The organism is Nocardioidaceae bacterium (assembly GCA_018672315.1).
Taxonomy (GTDB): domain Bacteria; phylum Actinomycetota; class Actinomycetes; order Propionibacteriales; family Nocardioidaceae; genus TYQ2.
Genome location: CP076053.1, coordinates 310083 through 335453, shown reverse-complemented (window position 1 = coordinate 335453; position 25371 = coordinate 310083). Strand labels below are relative to the sequence as shown.

Sequence of the window (25371 nt, the reverse complement as noted above, 5' to 3'; positions counted from 1 at the left end):
ACCCGTGGGGACCAGCATCCCTGGCACCCTCGCGACGCTCCTGGGGTTCGCCGCGATCTTCGGCTCCCTGCAGCTGTGGCGAGGGGCCACCGGATCGTTCCCGTGGCTCGTCCTCGGGGTCCTCGTGATCACCCTGCTGGTCATCGGGCTGCTCGCGCGTGCCTCGGTGCTGAGGTCCGCCGCCCTGACGGGCACGTGGGTCGGAGCGCTGGCGGCGTTGCTCATCGGACTGCTGACGCGTACGCAGGTCAGCGCCGACCAGGACGCGACCTTCACCGTCACCCTCGTCGGCGCCCTGGCCGGTCTCGGTGCCGGGCTGCTCGTCATCGGCAGCCAGGTGCGCATGGCCCGCTACCGGGAGCAGCGTCCGCCCGGCTGACCCCGGCGGCGCGAGGACTGACCTGGGTCGGAGCGGGGACGCTTCGGTCATGACGACTCAGCAGCTGTTCCTGGCCGTCGCCGAACGTGACCAGGGGTTCGACCTCGGCGCGGTCCTCGGAGGACTGGCCTGGTTCGTGCTGCCCGTGCTCGCGTTCATGGTGACCGTGCGGCTCGGCATCCGCGCCCTGCGGGCCCGCAACGACATGACGGAGACCGACTCCTACTGAGGACCACCCCCAGGTGTGCCCCCGGCGGGGGGAGGGGATCAACCCCTCATGACCTGGGGACCCGACGACCTGCCCGACCTCTCCGGCCGCACCGCGGTCGTCACCGGTGCGAACTCCGGCATCGGCTTCCACACCGCTCGCCAGCTGGCCCGTCACGGCGCACGCGTGGTGCTGGCGTGCCGGGACGTCGCCGCCGGCGAGCAGGCCGCGGCTCACCTGCGCGACCTTTCCGACGTGGCGCCGGTGGTCCGCGAGCTCGACCTCGCCTCGCTGGACTCGGTGAAGCGATTCACCCGGGCCACCGAGGGGCCGATCGACCTGCTCGTCAACAACGCCGGGGTGATGACGCCACCGCGGCACACCACGACCGAGGACGGCCACGAGCTGCAGTTCGGCGTCAACCACCTCGGCCACTTCGCCCTCACGGGGCGGCTGCTCCCGCACCTGCTCTCCGCCGGCGACGCCCGGGTCGTGACGGTGAGCTCGCTGGCCCACAAGGGTGGCAGCGGACGGCTGCTCCAGGGCAACCCCAAGGACGGCTACAACCCGCAGCACGCCTACTCCAACTCCAAGCTCGCGAACCTGCTGTTCGCCACCGAGCTGCAGCGCCGGGCCACCGAGGCAGGCGTGCGGCTCACCTCCACCGCGGCCCACCCGGGCGTCTCGAACACGGGGCTGGTCACCGACGGCCAGGGCCTCGGGCGCATCCCGGGCGTCAAACAGCTCGCCCCGCTGGTGCTCGGTGTGCTCACCCAGTCGGCGTCGCGCGGTGCGGAGCCGACGCTGTACGCCGCCGTCGAGGGCGAGCCGGGTTCGTACGCCGGTCCGCAGCGGCTCTTCGAGACCCGCGGGCCGGCGGGGCCGGTCTCGACCGCCCCTCTCGTGCACGACCGGGAGCTCGCGCGCGCCCTCTGGGAGAAAAGCGAGGACCTCACGGGTGTGACGTTCACCTGGTCATCCCTCAGCGCCGCGGACTAGGCCCGCGCCGACGGCTGGGGTTACGCTGCGCTCGCGTCCCCGCCGGGGACGAGCACCACACCGACCCAGGTGGGGGAAGCCGGTCAGAGTCCGGCGCTGACCCGCAACCGTAGGTCGGGGCGAGAGCCCCGACGAGCCGGAGCACCTGCCCGGGATCGGATCCGCACACACGCTGTCGAGGTACGCAGCGGGCGGAGCCGGGGAGCAGCCCTCCCGGGGTCTCCTCCTGCTGCATGCAGCCGGAAGGAACCCATGACCCCCCGCACCTCCCGCCGTGCCGCGCGCACGGCATTCGTCGGCCTCGCCGCCGCCGCCCTCGGCGGCTCGCTCCTCGCCGCTCCGGCCTCGGCCGCCGGAGAGACCGACGCCGCCATCGCCTGGGCGGACTCCCAGCTCGTCGACGGACTCGTCGTCAACCAGCAGTTCGACTTCACCGACGTCGGCCTGAGCATCGACGTCGGGCTGCTGGCCCTCGCCGCGGGCGAGGACCAGGTCGCCCAGCGCGTCTTCGACGCCGTCGTACCCCAGATCGAGAACTACGTCGGCGGCGGCGAGGCCGGCGGCGACGGCGAGGTGTACGCCTCGTCGGTGGCCAAGGCCGCGCGCTTCGTGCAGCTGGCCGGCGGCGACCCGACCGACGTCAGCGGCCGCGACCTGATCACCGACCTGGAGGTCCTCACCGACGACGAGACCGGACGCATCGGCGACCAGTCGGAGTTCGGGGACTTCGCCGCGGTGATCGGTCAGTCGTTCGCCGCCGCCGCGCTGGCCGCGGCCGGATCGCCGGAGGCGGAGCGAGCGCTGTCCCTGCTGCTCGACCAGCAGTGCCCGGGCGGGGGCTTCCGCGCGGGTCTCGGCGGCGGTGACGCGGGTGCCACCTGCACCGACGACGACCTGGCCAACGTCGACAGCACCGCCCTCGCGGTGCAGCTCCTCGCCGGCGCCGACATCGCGGCCGAGGCTCGGGCCGCTGCCGCGGGATGGCTGACCGAGGAGCAGTCCGCCGACGGGTCGTACGCCGAGCTCGGCGCCGAGAACACCAACTCCACCGGACTGGCCGGCTACGCCCTCGCGCTCGAGGGTCGCGAGGCAGCCGCGACCCGGGCCGCCGACTACGTCCGCGGCCTGCAGGTGCGCGCACCCGGCGTGTGCACGGACCCGGACGAGGGTGCCGTCGCCTTCGACCGCGCCGGCTTCGACACCCAGAAGCTCGAGGGCATCTCCGAGTCCTCTGTCGACCAGTTCCTGCGGGCGACCGCGCAGGCCGGACTCTCGCTCGGCGCGGCCTCCGACCCCACCTCCGACCTGACCGCCACCGGCCCGAGCCGCTACGTGCGCGCCCAGACCCTGCAGCCCGTGCTCGTCAGCGGTCTCGCCTCCCGCGACACCGTGTGCGTGAGCAACAACGGCTTCGGCATCGACGAGGTCGCCGGCATCGACGGCACCAGCACGCTGCGCGTCACCACCGGACCGGGCACGGCCACCCGCACCTACACCGTCGAGGACACCTACGGACGTACCTCCGAGGTCTCGATGGACGTGCTCGGGCGTACGCGTCTCGACGTGACGACGCCCGACCGCCGCCGCAAGGGCGCGAAGATGCGCGTCGTCGCCACGGGCCTCGCGCCCGGCGAGCAGGCGTCGCTGGTCGTCTCGCGCGGCGACCGACGCACCGCGTCCGCCAACGACGCCGGTCGTGTCGTGTTCCGCGGCGTCGACGTGGCGCGACCGGCCGGCACGCGCACGTACGTCGTGCGCGGTGAGTTCGGCCGGATCCGCAAGGGCAGCGACACCGTCCGCGTGCTGCGGGCGCGTTCGTGATCGCTCAGCTCGTCCGCCTGGTCGTCGGCGTCGCCCTCGTGGTGGCGCCGACGGCCGGCGCCGTCGCGCTCGCCCCGGTCGCAGCCGCGGCCACGTGCAGCGGGCCCGGTGTCAGCGTCGTCGTCGACTTCAACCAGCTCGGTGGAGGCGTCACCTCCGGCTGCGACGGGGACGGCGGCGGCCGCCCTGCCTCCGAGGTCTTCCCGGGCGCCGGCTACCCGCTGACCTACGTGCAGACGCAGCCCGGCTTCGTCTGTCGCGTCTCGGGTGAGCCTGCGTCGACCTCGTGCGCGCGGACGCCCCCCGCGGACGCCTTCTGGTCGCTGTGGTGGACCGACGGCACCTCGGGACAGTGGACGTACGCCAACGAGGGCGTCGCGAGTCTCGACGTGCCCTCCGGCGGGTCGCTCGCCTTCTCCTGGCAGCAGGGCGGTGCGCGTACGCCGCCGTCCCTGGCCGCGCCGACCCGATCCTCGGGCGGAGCAACGTCCAGCCCGAGCCCGACCCGGGCTCCCACGAAGGCCCCCACCAAGAGTCCGACCAAGGCACCCACCAAGAGTCCGACCAAGGCGCCCACGAAGGCACCCACGAAGAGCCCGACGACAGCTCCGACCCCGAACCCCGGCGGGGGCACGGGCGGAGCGAACTCCGGCAGGTCCAGCGGGGGCGCCGCGACGGGGACGACCGGGGCGACCGGTGGCACCGGGGACGGAGAGGACCAGCGTCGCCGCGGCAGCGCGCCCGACGGTGATCGCAATGGGACCCCGGACCGGGGCCCGAGCGAGAGCCCTGACGAGAGCCCGACCGAGAGCCCGAGCGCAACGACAGACGCCTCGGAGGCGATCGAGCCCCCATTGCCGTCCGATGACGCCGACCCGGGCGACCCGCGGGTGTCGACCCAGGAGGCCAGCGCGGACGGCGACGGGGGCGTCCCCGGCTACGTGCTCGCGCTGGTCGTGCTGATGCTCGCCGGTGCCGCCGCGGCGGTCGCGCTGGTGCGACGCTCCCGGGCGGGCACCTGAGGTGAGCTCGATCCTGCCCGCCCGGGCGTCCGCCCTGCCTCGCGACCTGCACCCGGTCGCGTGGTGGGCGTGGGCGCTCGGGCTGGCAGCCGCTGCCTCGTCGACGACCAACCCCGTGCTCCTGCTGGGCATCGTCGCCGCAGCGTCGCTGGTCGTCGCGGCACGGCGCGGTGACCACCCGTGGTCGCGCGCCTTCCGTCTCTACCTCCTCCTCGGGGTGGTCATCGTCGTGATCCGGGTGGCCTTCCGGATCCTGCTCGGGGGAGGGGCGTACGCCGGCTCGACCGTCTGGTTCTCCCTCCCAGAGGTGCCGCTGCCCGACTGGGTCGCCGGGATCACGCTGCTCGGCGACGTCACGGCCGAGTCGGTGCTGGGTGCGGCGTACGACGGTCTGCGTCTGGCCACCCTGGTGATCTGCGTCGGGGCGGCCAACGCCCTCGCCAACCCCAAGCGGCTGCTGCGCTCGCTCCCGGCGGCGCTGTACGAGGTCGGCACCGCGCTCGTCGTCGCCATCAGCGTGCTGCCGCAGCTGGCGTCGAGCCTCGCGCGGGTACGGCGTGCCCAGCAGCTGCGAGGTGCGCCCCGGGGTCGCGGCATCGGCCTGCGCCGCACCGTCGTCCCGGTGCTGGAGGACGCGCTGGACCGGTCGCTGCTGCTGGCGGCGAGCATGGACTCGCGCGGGTACGGACGCAGCGACGCCGTGCACGGCCGCGGGCCGCGTCGGTCCACCTGGTGGCTGGTCGCCGCCCTGATGCTGCTGGGCGTGGCCACGTATGCGTTCCTCGACCGCACCGCGCCCTCCTGGCTCGCGTGGTCGACGCTGCTCGCCGGCGCGGCCACCGGTGGCCTCGGGGTGGTCGAGTCGGGTCGCGCCGTGCGACGGACGCGCTACCGGCCCGATCCCTGGCGCCTGGCCGAGACAGCCGTCACGGGGTGCGGGCTGCTGGTCCTCGTCGCGGTCGCGGTGTCCCTGCAGACCGCCGAGCTCGTCGTACGCCCCGACGTCACCGCGGCCCCGACGCTGACCGTGACCCTGCTGGCCGCGGTGCTGCTCGCCGCGGCTCCCGCCGCGCTCGCGCCGGCCCCCGCGTCCGCGCAGCGGCCGCACCGCGCTGCCCGTCCCCCGGCAGCGCCACGTGCCACGGCGTCCGCCGACACCCCGGTGGAGGTGCTGCGATGATCCGCCTCGACGACGTCGCCTTCGGCTACCCCGACGCAGCCCCCGTGCTCTCCGGCGTCGACCTGGAACTGCACGACGCCGAGCTGCTGGCGGTCGCCGGACCCACCGGGTCGGGCAAGTCCACGCTGCTGCGGGTGCTGAACGGCCTCGTGCCGCACCTGACGGGCGGACGTCTCACCGGCCGCGTCAGCGTCGAGGGGCGCGACGTCACCGGCCGCCCGCCACGCGAGCTCGCCCACCTCGTCGGGTACGTCGGCCAGGACCCCGTCGCCGGGTTCGTCACCGACACGGTCGAGGAGGAGCTCGCGTACGGCATGGAGCAGCTGGGCCTCGCGCCCGCCACCATGCGACGGCGGGTGGAGGAGACGCTGGACCTGCTCGGCCTCGCCGACCTGCGCGGGCGCGACCTGGTCTCGCTCTCGGGAGGTCAGCAGCAACGGGTCGCCATCGGGTCGGTGCTGACGGTGCACCCGCGCGTGCTGGTGCTCGACGAGCCGACCTCCGCCCTGGACCCGACGGCGGCCGAGGAGGTGCTCGCGACCCTGGCCCGGCTGGTCGACGACGTGGGCGTCTCGGTGGTGCTCGCCGAGCACCGCCTCGAGCGCGTGCTGCCCTTCGCCGACCGGCTCGCCTGGATCGCCGACGGTCGCCTGCTGGTGGGCGACCCGCGCGAGATCCTGTCGCGTCCCGAGGTCGTCGCCGCCGGTTCGGCACCGCCCCTGGTGCACCTGGGGCGGGCGGCCGGGTGGGACCCGCTGCCCCTGAGCGTGCGTGAGGCGCGGCGCGCTGCCCGCGACCTGCGCTCGTTGCAGCCCGCCGCCCTATCGGCGGACCTCGGTCCCCGGGCAGGGGAGGCACCGGTCGCGGTGGTCGAGCGGCTCGACGTACGTCACGGCGACATCACCGCGCTGGAGCGGGTGTCCCTCCGGCTCTCCGGCGGCGAGGTCACTGCCCTGATGGGACGCAACGGCGCCGGCAAGTCGACCCTCTTGTGGTCGCTGCAGGGCAGCGGACCCCGTCACGGGGGGCGCGCCACGGTTGACGGCATCGACACCGCGACGGTCAAGCCAGGTCGACGCCGTGAGCTGGTCGGCCTCGTGCCGCAGACGGCGTCGGACCTGCTCTACCTCGAGACCGTCGGGGCCGAGTGCGCGAGCGCCGACACCGTGCTCGGCCTCACGCCGGGCACCACGGCGCGCCTGCTGCACCGGCTCGTGCCGGGCATCCCCGCCGAACGTCACCCCCGTGACCTCTCCGAGGGCCAGCAGCTGGCGCTGGTGCTCGCCCTCGTGCTGGCGGACCGTCCGAGGACGCTGCTGCTGGACGAGCCCACGCGCGGGCTCGACTACGCCGCCAAGGAGCGGCTCGCCGTCGTTCTCGCGGAACTCGCGGCCGAGGGGATGGCCGTGCTCGTCAGCACCCACGACGTCGAGTTCGTCGCCCAGGTCGCCGACAGGGTGGTGGTGCTGGCCGAGGGGTCGGTCATCTCGGCCGGCCCCACCGTGCAGGTCGTGACCGAGACCCCCGCCTTCTCACCGCAGGTGACCAAGGTGCTCGGGCCGCCGTGGCTCACCCCCGCCCAGGTCCGGGCATCCCTCGCCGGGGTGGCGCCATGAGCCGGACCCACGCCCCGCCGGCACAGCGCCCCGCCGGTGACCGGTCGGCCGTACGCGTCGGGCTGCGCTCGGCCGTGACGCTGACGCTGGCGACGTTGCTGGGGCTCGCGTTCTTCACCTGGCCGCTGCTGCTGCAGACCGTGCCGGGGGAGCGCGTCGACCCGCCCTTCGTCTTCGTGCTGCTGCTGCCGATCGTGCTGGTGGTCGTGCTCGCTGAGATGTCCGAGGGCGGCGTCGACGCGCGTGTGCTCGCGGTGCTCGGACTGCTCACGGCCATCAACGCCGTGCTGCGCGGCGTGAGTGCCGGCGTGGCCGGCGTGGAGCTCGTGTTCTTCCTGCTGATCCTGGCCGGGCGGGTCTTCGGACCGGGATTCGGCTTCCTGCTGGGCTGCACGTCGCTGTTCGCCTCCGCGCTGGTGACCGCCGGGGTCGGCCCGTGGCTGCCGTTCCAGATGCTGGCCTCGGCGTGGGTGGGGCTCGGCGCCGGGCTCCTGCCACGCCGGGTCCGCGGACGGCGTGAGATCGCGATGCTGGTCGTCTACGGCATCGTCGCCGCGTACGCCTTCGGGCTCCTGATGAACCTCTCGACCTGGCCCTTCGTGCTCGGGATCGAGGTGCCCGGCCACACCGGCTCGCTGTCGTTCGCACCGGGCGCCCCGCTGCTGGAGAACCTCGAGCGGTTCGGCGTCTACACCCTGCTGACCTCGACCGGGTCCTGGGACACCGGCCGTGCCCTGACCAACTCGATCGCGATCGTCGCGCTCGGCCCCGCGGTGCTGGCCACCCTTCGCCGAGCCCACCGGCGCGTGGTCGTCGACTGAGTCAGGAGTCCTCGCCGGTGTCGACGACCAGGATGCGGTCGTCGGCGTCGGCGGGCGTGCCCCGGCCGTCGCGGTTGGAGGTGGTCACCCACAGGCGCCCGTCCGGGGCCACGGCGACGGTGCGGAGACGTCCGAAGTCCCCGACCAGGTGGGGCACGGGCTCCCCGGTGCCGCCCTGCGTCACGGGCACCTGCCAGAGCCGGTTGCCACGCAGGGCGGCCATCCACAGCGAGCCGTCTGCGTACGCCAGACCGGACGGGGAGGCCTCCGAGGTCGCCCACTGCCTCGCGGGGTCACGGAACTCCTCGGGGGCGTCCTCGCCGCCGCGGCCCTCCACGGCCGGCCAGCCGTAGTTCGAGCCCTTCTCCACCCGGTTCAGCTCGTCCCAGGCGTCCTGGCCGAACTCCGAGGCCCACAACCGGTCACGGTCGTCGAAGGCGAGGCCCTGGACGTTGCGGTGACCGAGGGTCCAGATCGGCGAGTCGGGTCGGGGGTTGCCGGGGGCCGGGTCGCCGTCGACGGTCAGCCGGAGGATCTTGCCGCCGAGCGACCCGCGGTCCTGCGCGAGGTCGGGCTGCCCGATCTCGCCGGTGGAGACGTACAGGAAGCCGTCGGGTCCGAAGGCCAACCGGCCTCCGTCGTGGATGAAGCCGTTGGGGATGCCGGTGAGGATCGGCTCGAGCTCACCGAGCGAGGAGCCGTCGAAGGTGGTGCGCAGCACCCGGTTGTCCTCGGCCGTGGAGACGTAGAGGAAGACCCGCTGGTCCTGCTCGAAGGAGGGCGAGACGGCGATGCCGAGCAGCCCCGACTCGCCCTCGGGCGCGGCCTGGTCGACCGTCGCGACCTCGCGCACGTCGTACCGCTGCTGACCCGGCTGCGGCACGAGGTGCAGCACCCTCGTGGTGTCACGCTCGGTGACCAGCGCGGACCCGTCGGGCAGGAAGTCCAGTCCCCACGGCGCCTGCAGCTGCGCCGCCGCTGTCGCCACCACCGTCGGCTCCGTCGGCCCGGTCGGATCCGTGGCCCCGTCGGTCGCAGAACCCCGGGACTCCGACGGAGCCTCGCTGGACGGCGCCGGTGCCTGCGAGGTCGTCGGGCCACCGGAGGCCGGTGGCGGGTCGGCACCGGCGTCGTCGTCGCCGCCGCAGGCGGCGAGAGACGTCGAGGTCATCGTCGCGACGGCGAGCGCGGCGTAGACCCTCCGTCGTCGGAGGGCGGACGACGTGCGGGGGTGGCCGGGGCGTGGCGTACGCATGCCTCGATCGTGGCAGGCACCCGGTCGCGCGGCGGCGGCCAGAGCTCAGGCAGCCTGCCGCCGCGACTGGCGTACGAGCTCGAGGAGGGCGGCGTGGACGGTGTCGGGGTGCTCCAGGGGCAGGAAGTGGCTGGCGGCCAGCTCGAGGTAGTCACCGTCGGTGCGCGCGGCGGCCGTCCTCATGTCGGCGGCCGAGGCCAGCACGTCGTAGGTGCCGGCGACGAAGCTGGTCGGCACGTCGATCTCGCTCAGCGACACCCGCAGGTGGAGCGAGGAGTGCAGCGCCAGGTGCATGTACCAGTCGATGGGCGTGGTGAGGAACTCCCGCACCGCGCGCTGCACCAGCGGTGTCTCACCCGTCGGCAACATGAAGCCGGAGTGCTGGAGGGCGGCCGTCATGTGGTGGTTGAACGGGAAGGTGCGGGCGAGCGTCGTCAGCGGCCCGCCGAGCTGCTTCATGAGGCGCGCCGCGTTGACGGTCATGTGCTTGCGCGCCGCACGTGGGACCCCCAGGGGCGCGAGCATGCTCGCGAAGGTGTCGCCGGGCACCCCGCCGACCGCGAACAGCCCGTCGACGCGGTCGGGATGGCTGACGGCCGCCTCGAAGATGGTGTTGACCCCCATCGACCAGCCCATCATCGGCGCCGAGGCGATGCCGAGGTGGTCCATGACCGCGACGGCGTCGCGGGCGAAGTCCTCGATGTCGACGGCGTCGGGGTCGGAGGGGCGTTCGGACCCGCCCACCCCGCGGTGGTTCCACGAGACGACCCGCACGCCGCAGTCCGGTCGCAGCAGGGCCGGCCAGCAGTAGGCGTTCGTGCCCAAGCCGTTGCACAGCACGACCGTGGGCCCCTCGGCGTCGTTGGTCCATGCCCGGAGGCGGGTGCCGTCGGCTGCGGTGACGTCGAAGAACCGCAGCTGCTCACCGGGGAGCGTGCGGTCGCGAGGGGTGTACGAACTCACCGGACCAGTCTGCCCGGTCAGCCGCCGCGGCGTCGCGCGGACGCGCGATCAGGGGTGCTGCGAGGCGCCCGGGGTCCCGGCCTCGGAGCGGCGCTGCTCGAGGTCGTGGAGGAAGGACTCGACGTCGTCACGCTCGATGCGACGCTCGACGAGCACCGTGGAGGCCAGCATCGCGTTGCGCAGCGAGCGGCGGTGGGACCGCGTCGGCCAGTCGAGGACGACGTCGGAGAGGCGGCGTACGCCCCACAGCGCGGCGGCGAGGCCGCCCTGCTCCCCGAGCGATCCGCGGACGAGCCGGCTGCTCTGCTGCTGCCGTGCGACGTGCTGCTCCAGGTGGGAGGACAGTGCAGGCGACACGCGGGGGTCGCCCGCGTCGAAGGCCCGAGTGGCTGTCATTGGTCCTCTTTCGTGCCAGGGAGAGGTATGTGTGCCTCGGCCCCATGTTTATCGAACTGTTGCAGAGAACGCTAGTGCCTCCAGACCGCCCTGCAGGTCACCGGGACGTTGCTTCCGTGTGAACTGTGCGACGCCCGCGTGGGAAGCGGGTTCTGGCGGTCGGGACGCAAACATGGCGTCTCGTCATGCGAGACGGGCGTGCGCGTCGTCCGCCGCGGCCTGGTCTCTGGGACGACGCGTCTCGGCGCGCGAGCGGGTGGCGCCGATCGACGCGGCGACCACGGCGGCGATCGCGACCCAGCCGAGCAGTTCCAGACGCTCCGAGAGCAGGACGACCCCGACCGCCGCTGCGACCGCGGGCTCGAGGCTGAGGAGCACCCCGAAGGTGCGCGGCGGCAACGACCGCAGCGCACGCAGCTCGAGCGCGTACGGGATGACCGAGCTGAGCAGGGCCGCGCCCGCGCCGGCGAGGAGCACGGTGGGGGTGAAGAGGTCGAGGAACGTCGACCCGGCGGGGAGCCCGGCCGAGCCGGCGGGCAGGAGCAGCGGAGGGACGACCATCAGCGCCGCCAGGGTGCTCGCCACGGCCAGACCGTCCAGGCCCTCCCAGTGGCGACCGGTGCCGGCGCTGGTGAGGATGTACGCCGCCCATGCCGCGGCGGCGAGCAGCGCGAAGCCCACGCCGGCGGGGTCGAGCTCGGTGGGGCCGAGACCCAGGGCCGCCACCCCCAGGCCGGCCAGCAGGGCCCACCCGACGTCGCGTACGCGCCGCGAGCCCAGCACGGCCACGGCGAGCGGCCCCAGGAACTCGATCGTCACCGCGATGCCGAGCTCGATCCGGGCGAAGGCCTGGTAGAAGGCCCAGTTCATGACGGCGAGCGCGGTCGCGTACGCCACCACCGTGCGCCAGGCCCGGGCGCTGTGACCGCGCAGTCGCGGTCGGACCAGCACCACCAGGATCACCGCGGCGATGCCCAGCCGCAGGAAGACCAGACCCGTGGCGCCGGCGGCCTCGAACCCGCTCTTGGCGACCCCGGCGCCGACCTGCACGCTGACGACGGCGCCGAGCACGAGCAGCACCGGGGAGGTCAGGGCCCGCCGGATCGGCGCGGGGACCCGGTCTGCCGCCATCATCGGACGATCACCTCCGAAGCGAAGCACAGCGGGTGTCGGTGCAGCACCGCCAGGTCCGGGCGCACCTACAGTGGCCGCGATGTCCGGTCCCAAGCAGTGGTTGCGCGAAGCCTCCGCCCTCGCGGGCTCGTCGGTGGAGACGGTCGAGGTGATCCGCGACGAGTCGGCGGGGGGACGCAACGACGTACGCCGCGTCGGTGACGGCGAACGCACCTGGATCCTGAAGTCCTACCTGCAGTCCAGCGGCAATCCCGTCGCCCGCGAGGCCGCGGGTCTCGTCGTCGCGGGCTCCGACCTCGCGCCCCGCCTGGTCGGTGTCGCCACCGACCCGCCGGTGCTGCTGATGGAGGACCTCGGCGGCGGACGCGCGCTCTCCGACCTGCTCCACACCGAACCCGTCTCCGCTGCGGCGGCTCACGAGGCCACCGATGCCGTCACCGGCTGGGCCGACACGCTCGGTCGGCTGCACCAGCACTCCTGGGGCCGGCGCGAGGACTTCGTCGAGGTCCTCGAGCGCCACGGCGGGTGCGGCAGCGCGTTCGACGGGCGGGTGGAGCCACCGGAGGCGGTCGACCAGCTCGTCGAGGCCGTCGGCGAGCTGCAGTCGCTGAGCGTCGAGCTCGGGCTCCCCACTTCGGAGGTGCTGGCCGAGCAGGTGCGCGCGGTGCTCGAGCCCCTGACCGACCCGGCCGACTCGGTGCTGAGCCCGGGTGACACCTGCCCCGACAACAACCGGCTGCTGCCGGGCCCCGACGGTGGCGGCGGGGCCGGGGTGGTGCTCCTCGACTTCGAGTTCGCCGCCTTCCGTCACCCCGCCTGGGACCTCGCCTACCTCCAGGTGCCGTGGCCCACCTGCTGGTGCTCGTGGCGCCTGCCCGCGCGCGTGGTCGACCAGGCGCACCGGGCGTACGCCGAGAGGCTCGGCCCCGAGGCGTGGCTGGCACGCGAGGACGCCGCCGACCTGCTCGACCGGGCGGTGCTCGCCTGGTGCCTGGCCAGCGCCGGCTGGTTCCTGCGCGGCGCGATGGACGGCGACGGGCCGGCCGGTGGCCCCGGTGGCGAGCCCGCGCCGGGACGACGCGCCCTGCTGCTCGACCGGCTCCGTCAGGCGGCCGCCCTCGGGCACGCCGGGCCGAGCGACGTCGCGGGCGAGCTGCGCGAGGCGCTCGTCGGCCGGTGGGGCGAGCACGAGCTCGCGCTCGCCCCTGCGTACGCGGACGGCTGAGGGGCACCACGCGGCACGCGTCTAGGCTGACCGGCATGACCGAGCACGACATGAAGCCCCGTTCCCGCGACGTCACCGACGGACTCGAGAGGGCGGCCGCGCGCGGCATGCTCCGCGCCGTCGGCATGGGCGACGAGGACTTCACCAAGCCGCAGATCGGCGTGGCCTCGTCGTGGAACGAGATCACCCCGTGCAACCTCTCGCTCGACCGTCTCGCGAAGGCCGTGAAGAACGGTGTGCACGCCGCCGGCGGCTACCCGCTGGAGTTCGGCACCATCTCGGTCTCCGACGGCATCTCGATGGGGCACGAGGGCATGCACTTCTCGCTGGTCTCCCGCGAGGTCATCGCCGACTCCGTCGAGACCGTGATGATGGCCGAGCGTCTCGACGGGTCGGTGCTGCTGGCGGGCTGCGACAAGTCGCTGCCGGGCATGCTGATGGCCGCGGCACGGCTCGACCTGGCCTCGGTCTTCCTGTACGCGGGCTCCATCATGCCGGGCAACGTCGACGGCCGCGACGTGACGATCATCGACGCCTTCGAGGCGGTCGGCGCGTGCCTGGCCGGCAAGATCAGCCGCGACGAGGTCGACCGCATCGAGCGGGCGATCTGCCCCGGTGAGGGCGCCTGCGGCGGCATGTACACGGCCAACACGATGGCCTCGGTCGGCGAGGCGCTGGGCATGTCGCTGCCCGGGTCCGCGGCCCCGCCGGCGGTCGACCGCCGCCGCGACGGTTTCGCGCACCGCTCCGGTGAGGCGGTCGTCGAGATGCTGCGGCAGGGCATCACCGCCCGCCAGGTCATGACCCGTCCCGCGTTCGAGAACGCCATCGCCGTGGTGATGGCGCTCGGCGGCTCCACCAACGCGGTGCTGCACCTGCTCGCGATCGCCCGCGAGGCCGAGGTCGACCTGACCCTCGACGACTTCAACCGCATCGGCGACAAGGTGCCGCACCTGGGCGACCTCAAGCCGTTCGGTCGCTACGTGATGAACGACGTCGACAAGGTCGGCGGCATCCCGATGGTGATGAAGGCGCTGCTCGACGCCGGCCTCATGGACGGCGACTGCCTGACCGTCACCGGCAGGACGATGGGGGAGAACCTCGAGGCGCTCACTCCGCCGGCCGTCGACGGCGACATCATCCGCGCGATGGACGCCCCGATCCACGCCTCCGGCGGCCTGACGATCCTGAAGGGCTCTCTGGCCCCCGAGGGTGCGGTCGTCAAGAGCGCCGGCTTCGACTCCGACGTCTTCCGTGGCACCGCCCGGGTCTTCGACGGCGAGCGGGCCGCGCTCGACGCGCTGACCGAGGGACGCATCGTCGCGGGCGACGTGGTGGTGATCCGCTACGAGGGGCCCAAGGGCGGTCCCGGCATGCGCGAGATGCTCGCCATCACCGGGGCGATCAAGGGCGCCGGTCTCGGCAAGGACGTGCTGCTCGTGACCGACGGGCGCTTCTCTGGCGGCACCACGGGCCTGTGCGTCGGTCACATCGCGCCGGAGGCCGTGGATGCCGGACCCATCGCCTTCGTACGCGACGGCGACCCGATCGTGCTCGACGTCGCGGGCCGCACCCTCGAGGTCGAGATGGACGACCTGGAGGCGCGCCAGGACGGCTGGGCGCCGCACCCGCCCAAGTACACGCGCGGTGTGCTGGGCAAGTACGCCAAGGTCGTGCAGTCCGCGGCCCACGGCGCGATCTGCGGCTGAGTCGCGCCTTCTACGTCGACCGCCTCGGCTGGGAGGCGGCGACGTACGTGCCCGGCGAGGTGCTGATGATCCGCGTCGGCGAGCTGGTGATGCTGTCGCTGTGGGCCGAGGCCGGCTTCGAGGCCGAGGTCGGGCCGCTGCGCCGTGGCTCCGGGCTGGCCCCGGTGACGCTCGCGCACAACGTACGCACCCCCGAGGACGTCGACCGGGTCCTCGCCGAGGCGCAGGCAGCCGGGGCGGAGGTCTCCGGGGCCGCTCACCGGGAGTGGGGCGGCTACACCGGCTACTTCGCCGACCCCGACGGCTACCGCTGGGAGATCGCGCACAACCCGGGGCCCGAGGGGGCGCTCGTCCTGCCCTAGGGGCGTGGCTCGCGCCCGTGCCAGGATCCGCGCATGCGCCTCGAGCTGATCCCGCTGCCGGTCACCGACGTCGACCGGTCGCTGGTGTTCTACCGCGACCAGGTCGGGTTCCGGCTCGACCACGACGTCAGCCCCGGCGACGGCGTCCGCGTCGTGCAGCTGACTCCGCCCGGGTCGGCCTGCTCGATCTCGTTCGGCACCGGGATGACGAGCCCCGACGCCCCGCGCGTGGTCGGCATGCACCTCGTCGTCGACGACATCGCCGCGACGCGTGCCGAGCTGGTGGCGCGCGGGGTGGAGGTCACCGAGCCGGTCGACGTCGGGGGAGTGCACTACGCGCAGTTCGCCGACCCCGACGGCAACTCCTACGCGTTGCAGCAGATCGACCGCTGAGCAGTTGAGCCCGATGTGAGGGGGAGCGGGGAGCATCAGACACACCATGTGTGTACAGAGCTCCCCGATCCTCATTACCGGCAGCGGGGGCAGCGACGAGGCTCGATGTGCAGAAGTCGAGCGATGAGCGCCGCGGTGCGGCATCCGCTGCCGAAGACTTGCCCCCACCCGAGCCTGACCGTGCGGCTGCCGGACGCGGCTGTCTCCAGATCCCGGTCCAGGTCCGCATCGCGCTGGCCGGCCGAGTCGTGGTGGAGTCGCCCGTCGAGCTCGACCATGAGCGCGCTGCCGTCCGCTGAGGCGTATTCGACGTCCCGATAGATGGCGCCGGAAGCCAGTCGGTCCCGCACCTGCCGACGGGCACGCCCCAGACCGTGGGCGCGCTCGACGCGATGCAGATAGCCGTGCTCGAGAGCCGAGCACGTGCCGTCCGCCACATCCTGGAGCACGTGCAGCAGCCAGGTGCGATCGGGCACGCGTGAACGGCGTCGGATCTCAGTTGTCAGCCGTTGCGCGGTCGTCCGCCGCTGCTGCACCGCACGGCTGAGTTCGGCGATCCGGTCCATACGCGTACGAGCGGCGAGGGCGACATCAATCACGGCAGCCTCGTAGGTGTCCCGTGGTGGAGCATGGTTCCAGCGGGCACGCACGTCGAAGTCACGGACGCGGTGGATGACGACGCCGTCGAGCGGACCGGGTCTGCGTTCCCACGGCACGAGCACGTGCACCGGGAGATCGTCGCGCCGGCGGCGGCCCGGTCCCTCGTGAGCGCGCAGCCCGGAATCATGCCCGAGCACAGCTGGGGCGCACGCGAGGACCGCAGCCCAGGCGCGCTGATTCCAGGTGAGCGGGCCCGTGTGGTCGACGTACACAGACTGATGCACGCGCACGAGCTCCCGCCTTCGGAGCATCCGCTGGATGTCCGCGCGCACGAGACCGAGCGTCAGGAGCTGAGGACGGGCTACCACGCCGTCCTGGTCGAGGAGCAGCGCACCCAGCGGTGATGCAGCAGTGTGATCGGGGAGCACCCGGCGAGCATCGTCGCGAGCGGATGCCTCACCAAGTGGCGAGGAGCCAGCCTGTGGAGAACCCTCGATCCCAACGGGGAGCAACAGACACGCCTGGTGTGTCCAGCGCTCCCCGATCTTGGACCGACCGTGAGTCAGGCGGGGCGCACGTCGACCTCGTGGGCGAGCATGATCGCCTGCCCGCTGACCGGCTCGAGGTGCTGCGTGCCGCCGGGGATCGCCTCGTTGACGTTGACCCCCGCCATGGACCGGGCCCGCTCGGCACCGTGCGAGGCGTGGCCCCAGCCGTGGGGGACCACCACGACGCCGGGTGCGACGTCCTCGGTCACCGACACCGGGAGCCGCACCGAGCCGGCCGCGCCACGCACCTCGACCTCGACGTCGACGTCGATGCCACGCGAGGAGGCGTCCGCGGGGTGCATGAGCGCGCGGTTGCCGTCGGGCTGCCGGATGTGGGGGTTGGCGTGCATCCAGGAGTTGTGCGAGCGACGGTCCCGGCGTCCCACGAGGCGGAGCACGCCGGGGCGTGAGAGCGCGGGCTCGTACGCCGCGAGCCGGTCCAGGTCCGCCAGGAGGTCGGGTGGGGCGAGGTCCACGAGACCGTCGGACGTCGCCACCCGCCTGCCCAGGAACGAGCCCGGCCCGGTCGGGGGCAGCAGCACGCCCTCGGGACGACGTCGCAGCTGAGCGAGCGTCGTACGCCGCCCCCACCGCAGCAGCGCCGCCAGCAGCAGCTCCGGGCCCACCTGGGGCACCGCGGGCACACGGCGGTGCAGCCGTCGCAGCACCGGTCCGACCGTGCGGTCCAGCAGCCCCATCAGGTGCACGGGGGTGGTGCCGACCACGCCGACCCCGCTGGCCCGGGCGAGGTCGGAGAAGATCCGCCACTCCGTCCGCCGCTCGCCCAGCGGCTCGACGACCCGGTCGGTCCACTGGGCGTGCGGCACGAGCTGCAACGGCTGATGCGAGGCGGGGAAGTCCGACCGCTCCAGCATGTCGGTCGCGGGCAGCACGTAGTCGGCGTACGCGGCCGTCTCGTTGCGGTAGATGTCGACGCACACCAGCAGGTCGAGCTGCGGCAGTGCCGTGGTCAGCTCCCCGCCGGGCACCGAGTGCACGGGGTTGCCGGCGGTGACGACCAGGGCGCGGACGCGCTCGGGGTGGTCGGCGGTGATCTGTGAGGCGAGCGCGCCGACCGGGAAGGTGCCGGCCACGCGGTGCCACCGGCCGTCCAGGGTGCGGTGCTCGTCGAAGCCGCCCAGGCCCGCCAGCGAGGCCAGCTTCAGCGCGTCGAACGCACCGCGGGGCACCAGCAGCCCGCCGGCGGCGTCGAGGTTGCCGGTCAGCAGGTTGAGCACGTGGATGAGCCAGGCGCACAGCGAGCCGAAGGGACCCATGTTCACGCCGGTCGAGCAGTACGCGGCGGCTCCCGGTCCGCCGGCGGCGACCGACGAGGCGGCGTACGCGCGGGCGAGCTCGCGGATGCGGTCGGCGTCGATCCCGGTGACGGCCGCGGCCCGCTCGGGTGTCCAGTCACGGACGGCGGCGACGGCCTCGTCGACACCGCGCGCGACCCGTCGGGCGCGAGCGAGGTCGAGCCCGGCGACGCAGGCGGGATCGCTCACCACCGTGTGCAGGATCGCCGCCAGCAGGTAGGCGTCGGTGCCCGGGCGGATCGGCACGTGCTCGCCGACGCGCTTGGCGGTCTCCGTACGCCGCGGGTCCACGACAACGACCCGGCCGCCGCGGTCGACGACCGACCCCAGCACACCGGCCGCGTCGGCCACCGTCATCACCGACATCTGGCTCACCAGCGGGTTCGAGCCCAGGCACAGGAAGAAGCCGGTGCGGGTCAGGTCCGGCACCGGCTGCGCCAGGGAGGAGCCGAACATCGCGGTGGAGACGTGGAACTTGGTGTTCACGTCGATGGAGTGGGAGGCGTACAGGTTCGGCGACCCCAGCGCCTCGAGGAACGCCGTCGACATCAGCGTGCCGGACATGGAGAAGAACGTCGGGTTGCCCTGGTACATCGCGATCGAGCGCGGGCCGTGCGCATCGACGAGCGCGCGGATGCGGCTGCCGATCTCCGCGTTGGCCTGCTCCCAGCTGATCGGCACGAGCTCGCCGTCGACGCGCTTCAGCGGCACGTCCAGGCGTGCCGGGTCGTGGTGCAGCGCACCCAGGCCGAGGCCCTTCACGCAGCAGTAGCCCTCCGAGACCGGGTGCTCGCGGTCGGGGTGCACCGCGACGACATGCTCGGCGCCACCGGGCGCCTCGGGCGGTGCGACCTCGGCGACGAGCCCGCAGTGCACCTCGCAGATGCGGCAGAAGGTGCGGACGCGGCGGGTTGCGGCCGTCGTGGCGTCGGTCGTCACCACGTGTCCACCGCGCGGCGGCTGGGCCGCAGACGGCCGTCGCGGGCGGCGGCGTCGAGCAGTCGGGCGATGACGCCACGGGTCTCGGCGGGGTCGATGACGTCGTCGATCTCGACGTATCGCGCCACGTTGAGCGCCCGCGCGCGGTGCTCGGCCTCCGCGACGAGCTCCGCGACGCGTGCCTCGCGGGCGTTTTCTCCCTGCTCCTGCGCGAGGGCGTCGAGCTCACGGCGACGGGAGAGGCGTACGGCCCCCTCCAGACCCATCGCGCCCAGGTGCGCGCCGGGCCAGGCGAGCGTCATCAGCGGCTCGTGGGTCGAGCCGCCGAGCATCGCCTGGGCCCCCAGCCCGTACGCCCGCCGCAGAACGACGCCGACCAGCGGCACCGTGAGCTGCGCACCGGCGACGAGCAACCGCGAGGTGTGGCGTACGAGCCCGGTGCGCTCGGCGTCCGGGCCGACCATCATCCCGGGCGTGTCGACGAGCGAGACCACCGCGATCCCGTACGCGTCGCACAGCTGCATGAACCGCGCCCCCTTGTCGCCGGCGTCGGCGGTGATCGCGCCGGCGGTGTGGCGGGAGTCGGTCGCGAGGACCCCGACGGTGCGACCCTCCAGCCGACCCAGCGCCGTGACCAGCTCGGGCGCGAAGTCGGGCCGGAGCACCACGACCGAGTCCTCGTCGAGCAGCGTCTCCACGATCGGCAGCGGGTCGTACGCCAGCCGCTCGCCCTCGGGGACGAGATCGCGCAGGACCGTCTGGTCGGTGGCCGTCCACGGTCCCGACGACGCGCCACCGGGGTCCGCGAGCAAGCCCAGCAGCTCGGCGGCGACGGCCGCGGCGTCGTCGGGGTCGCACGCCACGTCGACGACGCCGTTGGCGGTCATCACCTCCAGGGGCCCCACCTCCCCGGTCGCGACCTCGCCCAGACCGCCGCCCGCGATCATCGCGGGCCCGCCCATGCCCAGGGACGCGTTCGGCGTCGCCACGACCAGGTCGGCGCACCCCGCGACCACCGCGTTGCCGGCGAAGCAGGGACCGTCCACGACGGCGACGCGCGGCACGCGGCCCGACAGCCGCGCCCACCGCGCGAACGTCGTCACGTCCAGCGCCGAGACCAGGGGCATGTCGACGTCGCCGGGCCGTCCGCCCCCACCGGCGGCGAAGAAGACGCAGGGCAGCTCCAGCCGCTCGATGACGTCGAGCAGCCGGTCGGTCTTCACGTGGCCGCGCATGCCCTGGGTGCCGGCCATCACGAGGTAGTCGTACGACAGCACCCCGACCTGGCGCCCGTCGACGGTCGCCAGTCCGCCGACGATGCCGTCGGCGACGGTGCGGTCGAGCAGGTCGTCCTCGCCGCGGTGGGTCTCCTGCGCCGCGGTGACGAACCGGCCGTACTCGACGAAGGAGCCCGGGTCCACCAGCGCCGCCACCTGCTCCCGCGCGCTGCGCAGCCCCTTGGCGTGCAGCCGGTCGACCGCGTCGGGACGCGCCGAGTCCTCGGTCAGCGCCCGTCGGGCAAGCACCTCGAGCAGCTCGTCGCGGATGCCTGGCGGAGGTGACGCGGAGGCGGACATGCGGCTCAGTATCGCCCGGCGATTGACCCGGGTGCGGATACTGGGGCGCGTGCTCGGACGCGTACGCAGGTTGCTCGCGTCCGCGACCGCGGCGTCGCTGCTCGTGCCGCTGGCCGCCTGCAGCGACGGGCCGGGGCCTGGCCGAGACGACGCGGCGCCCGTCGCGCCACCGACCGCGACCTCGACCACGGGGCAGTCCGGCACCTCCGAGCCGCTCGAGATCGTGCCCGGGCAGGAGCTGCAACGCCCCGCACCCCTGCGCCCGGTCTTCGCGGACCGGCGGTTCCTCGTGGCGTACTACGGCACGGCGCAGACCGCCTCGATGGGTGTCCTGGGGGAGGCGTCGCCGCAGGACGCGTACGCCCGGCTCGCCGAGGCCGCCGCTCCCTTCGCCCGGCCCGGCAGCGACGTCGACCTCGTCTTCGAGCTGATCGTCACGGTCGCCGACCCGGTCCCCGGCGCCGACGGCGACTTCAGCCACGACATCCCCCGGGCGGAGGTCGAGCGCTACGTCGAGGCGGCGCGCGAGCTCGGCATCCGCCTGCTGCTGGACCTGCAGCCGGGACGCAGCGCCTTCCTGCCTGTCGCGAAGCGCTGGCGGTGGGCCCTGCGTCAACCGCACGTCGGGCTCGCGCTCGACCCGGAGTGGCGCACGGCGCCCACCGAACGCCCTGGTGAGGTGATCGGTCAGGTCGACGCGGCGGAGGTCAACCGCGTGAGCCGCTGGCTGGCGGACCTGACCACACGACGGCGCCTGCCGCAGAAGCTGTTCGTGCTGCACCAGTTCCGCACCGACATGGTCACCGGCATCGAGGGGGTCGAGAAGCGCCGCCGGCTTGCGATGGTCCAGCACGTCGACGGGTTCGGGCCTCCCGGACAGAAGATCGACACCTACCGCACGGTCGCCCGGCCGGGCACGTTCCGCATGGGCTTCAAGCTCTTCTACGACGAGGACGTCGACCTCATGAGCGCCGCGCAGGTGCGTGCACTGCGTCCGCGCGTCCGGTTCGTCAGCTTCCAGTGACTCCCGCGGGCGGGGCGGGGGATACTGCTGGGGTGCGTACGCCCCGACTCGTCCGATGCCGCGCCGCCCTCGTGGCGGGTGTCGTGGCGCTGTCCCTGTCCCCGGCGGCGCCGTCCGTCGGTGCGGCCGTCGCGCAGGCTGCGCACGAGCGCCGCGCGGGTGAGTCGACCACCGGGTCGAGCCAGGCCCCGTACGCCGTGCGGGCCGAGCGGCAGCTGCGCAGCCTGCAGTGCGCCCCCGGCCGCGCCGACGGCACCGTCGACGAGCGCACCCGCGCCGCGGTCACCCGCTTCCAGTCCGCCTCCGGCCTGAAACAGAGCGGACGGCTGAACCCCGCCACCCGGCAGGCGCTGCGCGCGCCCGGCGCCGCGGACTGCCTGGACCGTCCGGTCCCGGCGCGCTCCGGACAGGGCCGGCGCATCGTGGTCAGCCAGACCCAGAACTTCCTGTGGATGGTCGGCCGCGACGGCAACGCCTTCCACCGGGCACCGGTCGTGGACAACCCCGACGTGCTCAGCCCCGGCACGTGGCGTACGGGCTCCTACTGCGGCCGCGCCGCGCGCATCTGGCGCAACCAGGACCTCACCTACCGCGAGTGGCTCTACGGCTTCGTGCGCTTCGCGCCGTGCGGCATCGGGTTCCACCGCATCCCGATCTGGCAGTCCACGGGCAAGCAGATCCACCCCGACTGGTGGCTCGGCACCGACATGGACGCCTCCGAGGGCTGCATCCGCCTGGACCGTCGCACGATGCAGCGCGTCTGGGACTTCACCGCACGCGCGACCACGACGGTCGTCGTCCTGCCCTGACCGTGCCCTGACCTGCCCTGATCCCCGTCGGACCCGGACGTCACCGGTCGCGGGAGTGCATCGGGCCACGGCCGGGCAGGAGGGTGGCGTACGGATCCCGCCACCAGATCGCGACACAGGAGTCCCTCATGGCCGACGGCACCATCTCCCAGAGCACCTTCGACGACGCCGAGCTGGCCGACTGGACCTGGAAGGACGACCACCTCCTCGGCGCCTTCGAGCCCGAGGGCTTCTCCGCCGGCGCACGCTTCGCGCTGCAGGTCGCCGCGGCCGCCGACGCGATGAACCACCACCCCGACATCGACCTGCGCTACGGCGAGGTCACGATCCGGCTCACCAGCCACGACGTCGGCGGCGTCTCCGAGCGCGACACCACGCTGGCCCGTCGCATCAGCGAGATCGCGGACGAGCAGGAGCTCGGCGACAGAGCGGAGTGACCACATGACGAGACCGGTGTCACAGCCGGTTGAGTCACGGCGTACGCACCGGCATGATGTGACCGTGGCTATCACGCTTGTCGTACGCATCGGACGCGCGGGCTGACCGAAAGGTTCCCTTCGCGTCACCCCTCGCCTGCCTCGGGCCGAGGGGTTTTTTGTTGGCCACAACAGACCCACCAGTCCTCACCAGACCGCACCCAGGAAGCAGGCAGATGAGCGAGCAGCAGCAGGTCGCCGAGACCGTCACCGGTGCCCAGAGCCTCGTCAGGTCGCTGGAGTCCGTCGGCGCCGAGCACGTCTTCGGCATCCCCGGCGGGGCGATCCTCCCGGCGTACGACCCGCTCTACGACTCCCAGCGCCTGCGGCACATCCTCGTGCGCCACGAGCAGGGCGCCGGCCACGCCGCCCAGGGGTACGCCGCCGCCACCGGCAAGGTCGGCGTCTGCATGGCGACCTCCGGGCCGGGCGCGACGAACCTGGTCACGCCGCTGGCCGACGCGCACATGGACTCGGTGCCGATGGTGGCGGTGACCGGGCAGGTCGGCGCCTCGATGATCGGCACCGACGCCTTCCAGGAGGCCGACATCCGCGGCATCACCATGCCGATCACCAAGCACAACTTCCTGGTCACCGACCCGGCCGAGATCCCGCAGCGCATCGCCGAGGCCTTCTACATCGCCTCCACCGGCCGTCCCGGTCCGGTGCTGGTGGACATCGCGAAGTCCGCGCTGCAGGCGGAGTCGACGTTCCGCTGGCCCACGGAGCTCCTCCTGCCGGGCTACCGTCCCGTCACCAAGCCTCACGCCAAGCAGGTGCGCGAGGCGACGCGCCTGATCCTGGAGGCCCGCAAGCCCGTCCTGTACGTCGGCGGCGGCACCATCCGCGCCGCCGCGCACCGTGAGCTGCGCGAGCTGGCCGACCTGACCGGCATGCCGGTGGTGACCACCCTGATGGCTCGCGGGGCGTTCCCCGACTCCCACCCCGCCCACCTGGGCATGCCCGGCATGCACGGCACCGTGGCCGCGGTGGCGGGCCTGCAGAAGTCCGACCTGATCATCAGCCTGGGCGCGCGGTTCGACGACCGCGTCACCGGCAACCTCGACTCCTTCGCCCCGGGCGCGAAGGTGATCCACGCCGACATCGACCCCGCCGAGATCGGCAAGAACCGGGTCGCCGACGTGCCGATCGTGGGCGACTGCCGCGAGGTGATCGCCGATCTGGTGGCGTCGCTGCGCGCCGAGGCCGACGCCGGTCACACCGGCGACTACGAGGGCTGGGTGGAGTTCCTGGCCGGCATCCGCTCCAAGTACCCGCTGGGCTACGACACCCCTGCCGACGGGTCCCTCTCGCCGCAGTACGTCATCGAGCGGCTCGGCGAGATCTCCGGCCCCGAGACGGTCTTCAGCTCCGGTGTGGGCCAGCACCAGATGTGGGCGGCGCAGTTCATCTCCTACGAGAACCCGCGCACCTGGCTCAACTCGGGCGGTCTCGGCACCATGGGCTACTCGGTGCCCGCGGCGATGGGCGCGAAGGTGGGCCGCCCCGACGCGACCGTGTGGGCCATCGACGGTGACGGGTGCTTCCAGATGACCAACCAGGAGCTCGCCACCTGCACGCTCGAGGGCATCCCGATCAAGGTCGCCATCATCAACAACGAGTCGCTCGGCATGGTGCGCCAGTGGCAGACGCTGTTCTACAACCAGCGCTACTCCAACACCGACCTGCAGTCCAAGCGGGTGCCGGACTTCGTGAAGATGGCCGACGCGTACGGTGCGGTGGGCCTGTCGTGCGAGACGCCGGACGAGGTCGACGCGACGATCGAGAAGGCCATGGAGATCGACGACGTGCCGGTCGTGGTGGACTTCCGGGTGCACCGCGACGCCATGGTGTGGCCGATGGTCGCCGCCGGCTCGTCCAACGACGACATCCAGTTCGCGCGTGACCTCGCGCCCGACTACGACGAGGACGACCTCTGATGAGCAAGCACACCCTCTCGGTGCTGGTCGAGGACAAGCCCGGCGTCCTGGCCCGTGTGGCCGGGCTCTTCAGCCGGCGCGGCTTCAACATCGACTCCCTCGCGGTCGGACCGACCGAGCACGCCGACGTCTCCCGCATGACGATCGTGGTGGACGTCGAGTCGGTGCCGCTGGAGCAGGTCACCAAGCAGCTCAACAAGCTCGTCGAGGTCATCAAGATCGTCGAGCTCGAGTCCGGCGGCTCGGTGAACCGTGAGCTGCTGATGGTCAAGGTGCGCGCCGACCTCGCCACGCGCAGCCAGGTGCTCGACGCCGTGCAGCTCTTCCGCGCCAAGGTCGTCGACGTCGCCCCGGACGCCGTGACCGTGATGGTCACCGGCAACGCCGGCAAGCTCGCCGACTTCATGGCGGTGATGAGCCCCTTCGGCATCCGTGAGCAGGTTCAGTCCGGCATGGTCGCCATCGGGCGCGGCACCCGGTCGATCTCCGAGCGCAGCGCGCGCACGACCCCCGTGGCGGTCCCCTTACCGATCGGCGGCGAGATGCCCCAGCCGCCCCGCAGCGGCGACCCGACGCTGCCCCCGCCGGGGGAGACCCCCGAGACCCCGCGCCAGGCCATCACGGGCTGACCGGCACAATCCCCCCGAGCCCCGACCAGT

General features: G+C 73.3%; 25 protein-coding genes and 1 riboswitch. Of the genes, 18 read left to right on the top strand and 7 right to left on the bottom strand.

Features of this window, described 5'->3' with window-relative positions; translation table 11 throughout:
• Positions 1-4: 4 nt before the first annotated feature.
• The 8 genes from KLP28_01635 to KLP28_01600 all read left to right on the top strand — a co-directional run bounded on the left by KLP28_01635 (position 5) and on the right by KLP28_01600 (position 8046).
• Positions 5-379, top strand: coding sequence for a hypothetical protein (locus KLP28_01635; protein QWC85511.1), 375 nt, complete (start codon positions 5-7; stop codon positions 377-379).
• A gap of 49 nt (positions 380-428) precedes the next feature.
• Positions 429-608, top strand: coding sequence for a hypothetical protein (locus tag KLP28_01630; protein QWC85510.1), 180 nt, complete (start codon positions 429-431; stop codon positions 606-608).
• A 48-nt stretch (positions 609-656) separates the two neighbouring features.
• On the top strand, positions 657-1586 hold the full coding sequence (locus KLP28_01625; protein ID QWC85509.1) for an SDR family oxidoreductase: 930 nt from the start codon (positions 657-659) through the stop codon (positions 1584-1586).
• Positions 1587-1659: 73 nt separating this feature from the next.
• A riboswitch (cobalamin riboswitch) is annotated at positions 1660-1732 on the top strand.
• Positions 1733-1838: 106 nt separating this feature from the next.
• The gene (locus KLP28_01620) at positions 1839-3407 is read left to right on the top strand and encodes a hypothetical protein (GenBank protein ID QWC85508.1); all 1569 of its coding nucleotides are present in this window, start codon (positions 1839-1841) and stop codon (positions 3405-3407) included.
• A complete protein-coding gene (locus KLP28_01615) occupies positions 3404-4429 on the top strand; it encodes a hypothetical protein (protein ID QWC85507.1) in 1026 nt (341 codons plus the stop codon). Before KLP28_01620 ends, KLP28_01615 begins: the two co-directional genes overlap by 4 nt.
• 1 nt (position 4430) lies before the next feature.
• Positions 4431-5609, top strand: a complete 1179-nt coding sequence (locus tag KLP28_01610; GenBank protein ID QWC85506.1) for an energy-coupling factor transporter transmembrane protein EcfT — start codon at positions 4431-4433, stop codon at positions 5607-5609.
• Positions 5606-7225, top strand: a complete 1620-nt coding sequence (locus tag KLP28_01605; GenBank protein ID QWC85505.1) for an ATP-binding cassette domain-containing protein — start codon at positions 5606-5608, stop codon at positions 7223-7225. The genes KLP28_01610 and KLP28_01605 overlap by 4 nt, the downstream gene beginning before the upstream one ends.
• Entirely contained in the window at positions 7222-8046 is an 825-nt protein-coding gene (locus tag KLP28_01600; GenBank protein QWC85504.1) for an ECF transporter S component, read from the top strand. The genes KLP28_01605 and KLP28_01600 overlap by 4 nt, the downstream gene beginning before the upstream one ends.
• A gap of 1 nt (position 8047) precedes the next feature.
• Here KLP28_01600 and KLP28_01595 read toward each other — a convergent pair whose 3' ends face one another.
• The 4 genes from KLP28_01595 to KLP28_01580 all read right to left on the bottom strand — a co-directional run bounded on the left by KLP28_01595 (position 8048) and on the right by KLP28_01580 (position 11794).
• Positions 8048-9301, bottom strand: a complete 1254-nt coding sequence (locus KLP28_01595) for a PQQ-dependent sugar dehydrogenase (protein QWC85503.1) — start codon at positions 9299-9301, stop codon at positions 8048-8050.
• Positions 9302-9346: 45 nt separating this feature from the next.
• Positions 9347-10219, bottom strand: coding sequence for an alpha/beta hydrolase (locus tag KLP28_01590; GenBank protein QWC86728.1), 873 nt, complete (start codon positions 10217-10219; stop codon positions 9347-9349).
• A gap of 93 nt (positions 10220-10312) precedes the next feature.
• On the bottom strand, positions 10313-10660 hold the full coding sequence (locus KLP28_01585) for a hypothetical protein (protein QWC85502.1): 348 nt from the start codon (positions 10658-10660) through the stop codon (positions 10313-10315).
• Positions 10661-10843: 183 nt separating this feature from the next.
• Positions 10844-11794 carry an EamA family transporter gene (locus KLP28_01580; protein ID QWC85501.1) on the bottom strand — a complete coding sequence of 317 codons (951 nt, stop codon included), beginning with the start codon at positions 11792-11794 and terminating at the stop codon, positions 10844-10846.
• A gap of 79 nt (positions 11795-11873) precedes the next feature.
• On the opposite strand from KLP28_01580, the gene KLP28_01575 reads away from it, so the two are divergent.
• The 4 genes from KLP28_01575 to KLP28_01560 are packed head-to-tail and all read left to right on the top strand — an operon-like array spanning position 11874 to position 15483.
• Entirely contained in the window at positions 11874-13019 is a 1146-nt protein-coding gene (locus KLP28_01575; GenBank protein ID QWC85500.1) for a phosphotransferase, read from the top strand.
• Between the two features lie 35 nt (positions 13020-13054).
• Positions 13055-14728: a dihydroxy-acid dehydratase gene (gene ilvD / locus KLP28_01570; GenBank protein QWC85499.1), complete on the top strand. Its 1674-nt coding sequence runs from the start codon at positions 13055-13057 to the stop codon at positions 14726-14728.
• Complete coding sequence (locus KLP28_01565) at positions 14635-15090, top strand: VOC family protein (GenBank protein QWC86727.1); 456 nt, start codon at positions 14635-14637, stop codon at positions 15088-15090. The genes ilvD and KLP28_01565 overlap by 94 nt, the downstream gene beginning before the upstream one ends.
• Before the next feature lie 33 nt (positions 15091-15123).
• Positions 15124-15483 (top strand): VOC family protein, encoded by a 360-nt coding sequence (locus KLP28_01560; GenBank protein QWC85498.1) that lies wholly within the window; start codon positions 15124-15126, stop codon positions 15481-15483.
• Positions 15484-15557: 74 nt separating this feature from the next.
• Here KLP28_01560 and KLP28_01555 read toward each other — a convergent pair whose 3' ends face one another.
• The gene (locus KLP28_01555) at positions 15558-16211 is read right to left on the bottom strand and encodes a hypothetical protein (GenBank protein QWC85497.1); all 654 of its coding nucleotides are present in this window, start codon (positions 16209-16211) and stop codon (positions 15558-15560) included.
• A 57-nt stretch (positions 16212-16268) separates the two neighbouring features.
• Between KLP28_01555 and KLP28_01550 the strand changes: the two genes are divergently transcribed.
• On the top strand, positions 16269-16487 hold the full coding sequence (locus KLP28_01550; GenBank protein QWC85496.1) for a hypothetical protein: 219 nt from the start codon (positions 16269-16271) through the stop codon (positions 16485-16487).
• Positions 16488-16645: 158 nt separating this feature from the next.
• Here KLP28_01550 and KLP28_01545 read toward each other — a convergent pair whose 3' ends face one another.
• Both KLP28_01545 and KLP28_01540 read right to left on the bottom strand, forming a co-directional pair.
• The gene (locus KLP28_01545; protein QWC85495.1) at positions 16646-18886 is read right to left on the bottom strand and encodes a molybdopterin-dependent oxidoreductase; all 2241 of its coding nucleotides are present in this window, start codon (positions 18884-18886) and stop codon (positions 16646-16648) included.
• Positions 18883-20463, bottom strand: a complete 1581-nt coding sequence (locus tag KLP28_01540) for a biotin carboxylase (GenBank protein ID QWC85494.1) — start codon at positions 20461-20463, stop codon at positions 18883-18885. The genes KLP28_01545 and KLP28_01540 overlap by 4 nt, the downstream gene beginning before the upstream one ends.
• On the opposite strand from KLP28_01540, the gene KLP28_01535 reads away from it, so the two are divergent.
• The 5 genes from KLP28_01535 (at position 20462) to ilvN (ending at position 25341) form a co-directional block, all read left to right on the top strand.
• Entirely contained in the window at positions 20462-21487 is a 1026-nt protein-coding gene (locus KLP28_01535; protein ID QWC85493.1) for a hypothetical protein, read from the top strand. The two genes, KLP28_01540 and KLP28_01535, sit on opposite strands and share 2 nt — an antisense overlap.
• Before the next feature lie 32 nt (positions 21488-21519).
• Positions 21520-22296, top strand: coding sequence for a L,D-transpeptidase family protein (locus tag KLP28_01530; GenBank protein QWC85492.1), 777 nt, complete (start codon positions 21520-21522; stop codon positions 22294-22296).
• Between the two features lie 128 nt (positions 22297-22424).
• Positions 22425-22733 carry a 4a-hydroxytetrahydrobiopterin dehydratase gene (locus tag KLP28_01525; GenBank protein QWC85491.1) on the top strand — a complete coding sequence of 103 codons (309 nt, stop codon included), beginning with the start codon at positions 22425-22427 and terminating at the stop codon, positions 22731-22733.
• A 215-nt stretch (positions 22734-22948) separates the two neighbouring features.
• Positions 22949-24712 (top strand): acetolactate synthase large subunit, encoded by a 1764-nt coding sequence (locus tag KLP28_01520; GenBank protein QWC85490.1) that lies wholly within the window; start codon positions 22949-22951, stop codon positions 24710-24712.
• Positions 24712-25341 carry an acetolactate synthase small subunit gene (gene ilvN, locus KLP28_01515; GenBank protein ID QWC85489.1) on the top strand — a complete coding sequence of 210 codons (630 nt, stop codon included), beginning with the start codon at positions 24712-24714 and terminating at the stop codon, positions 25339-25341. Before KLP28_01520 ends, ilvN begins: the two co-directional genes overlap by 1 nt.
• Positions 25342-25371: the final 30 nt, after the last annotated feature.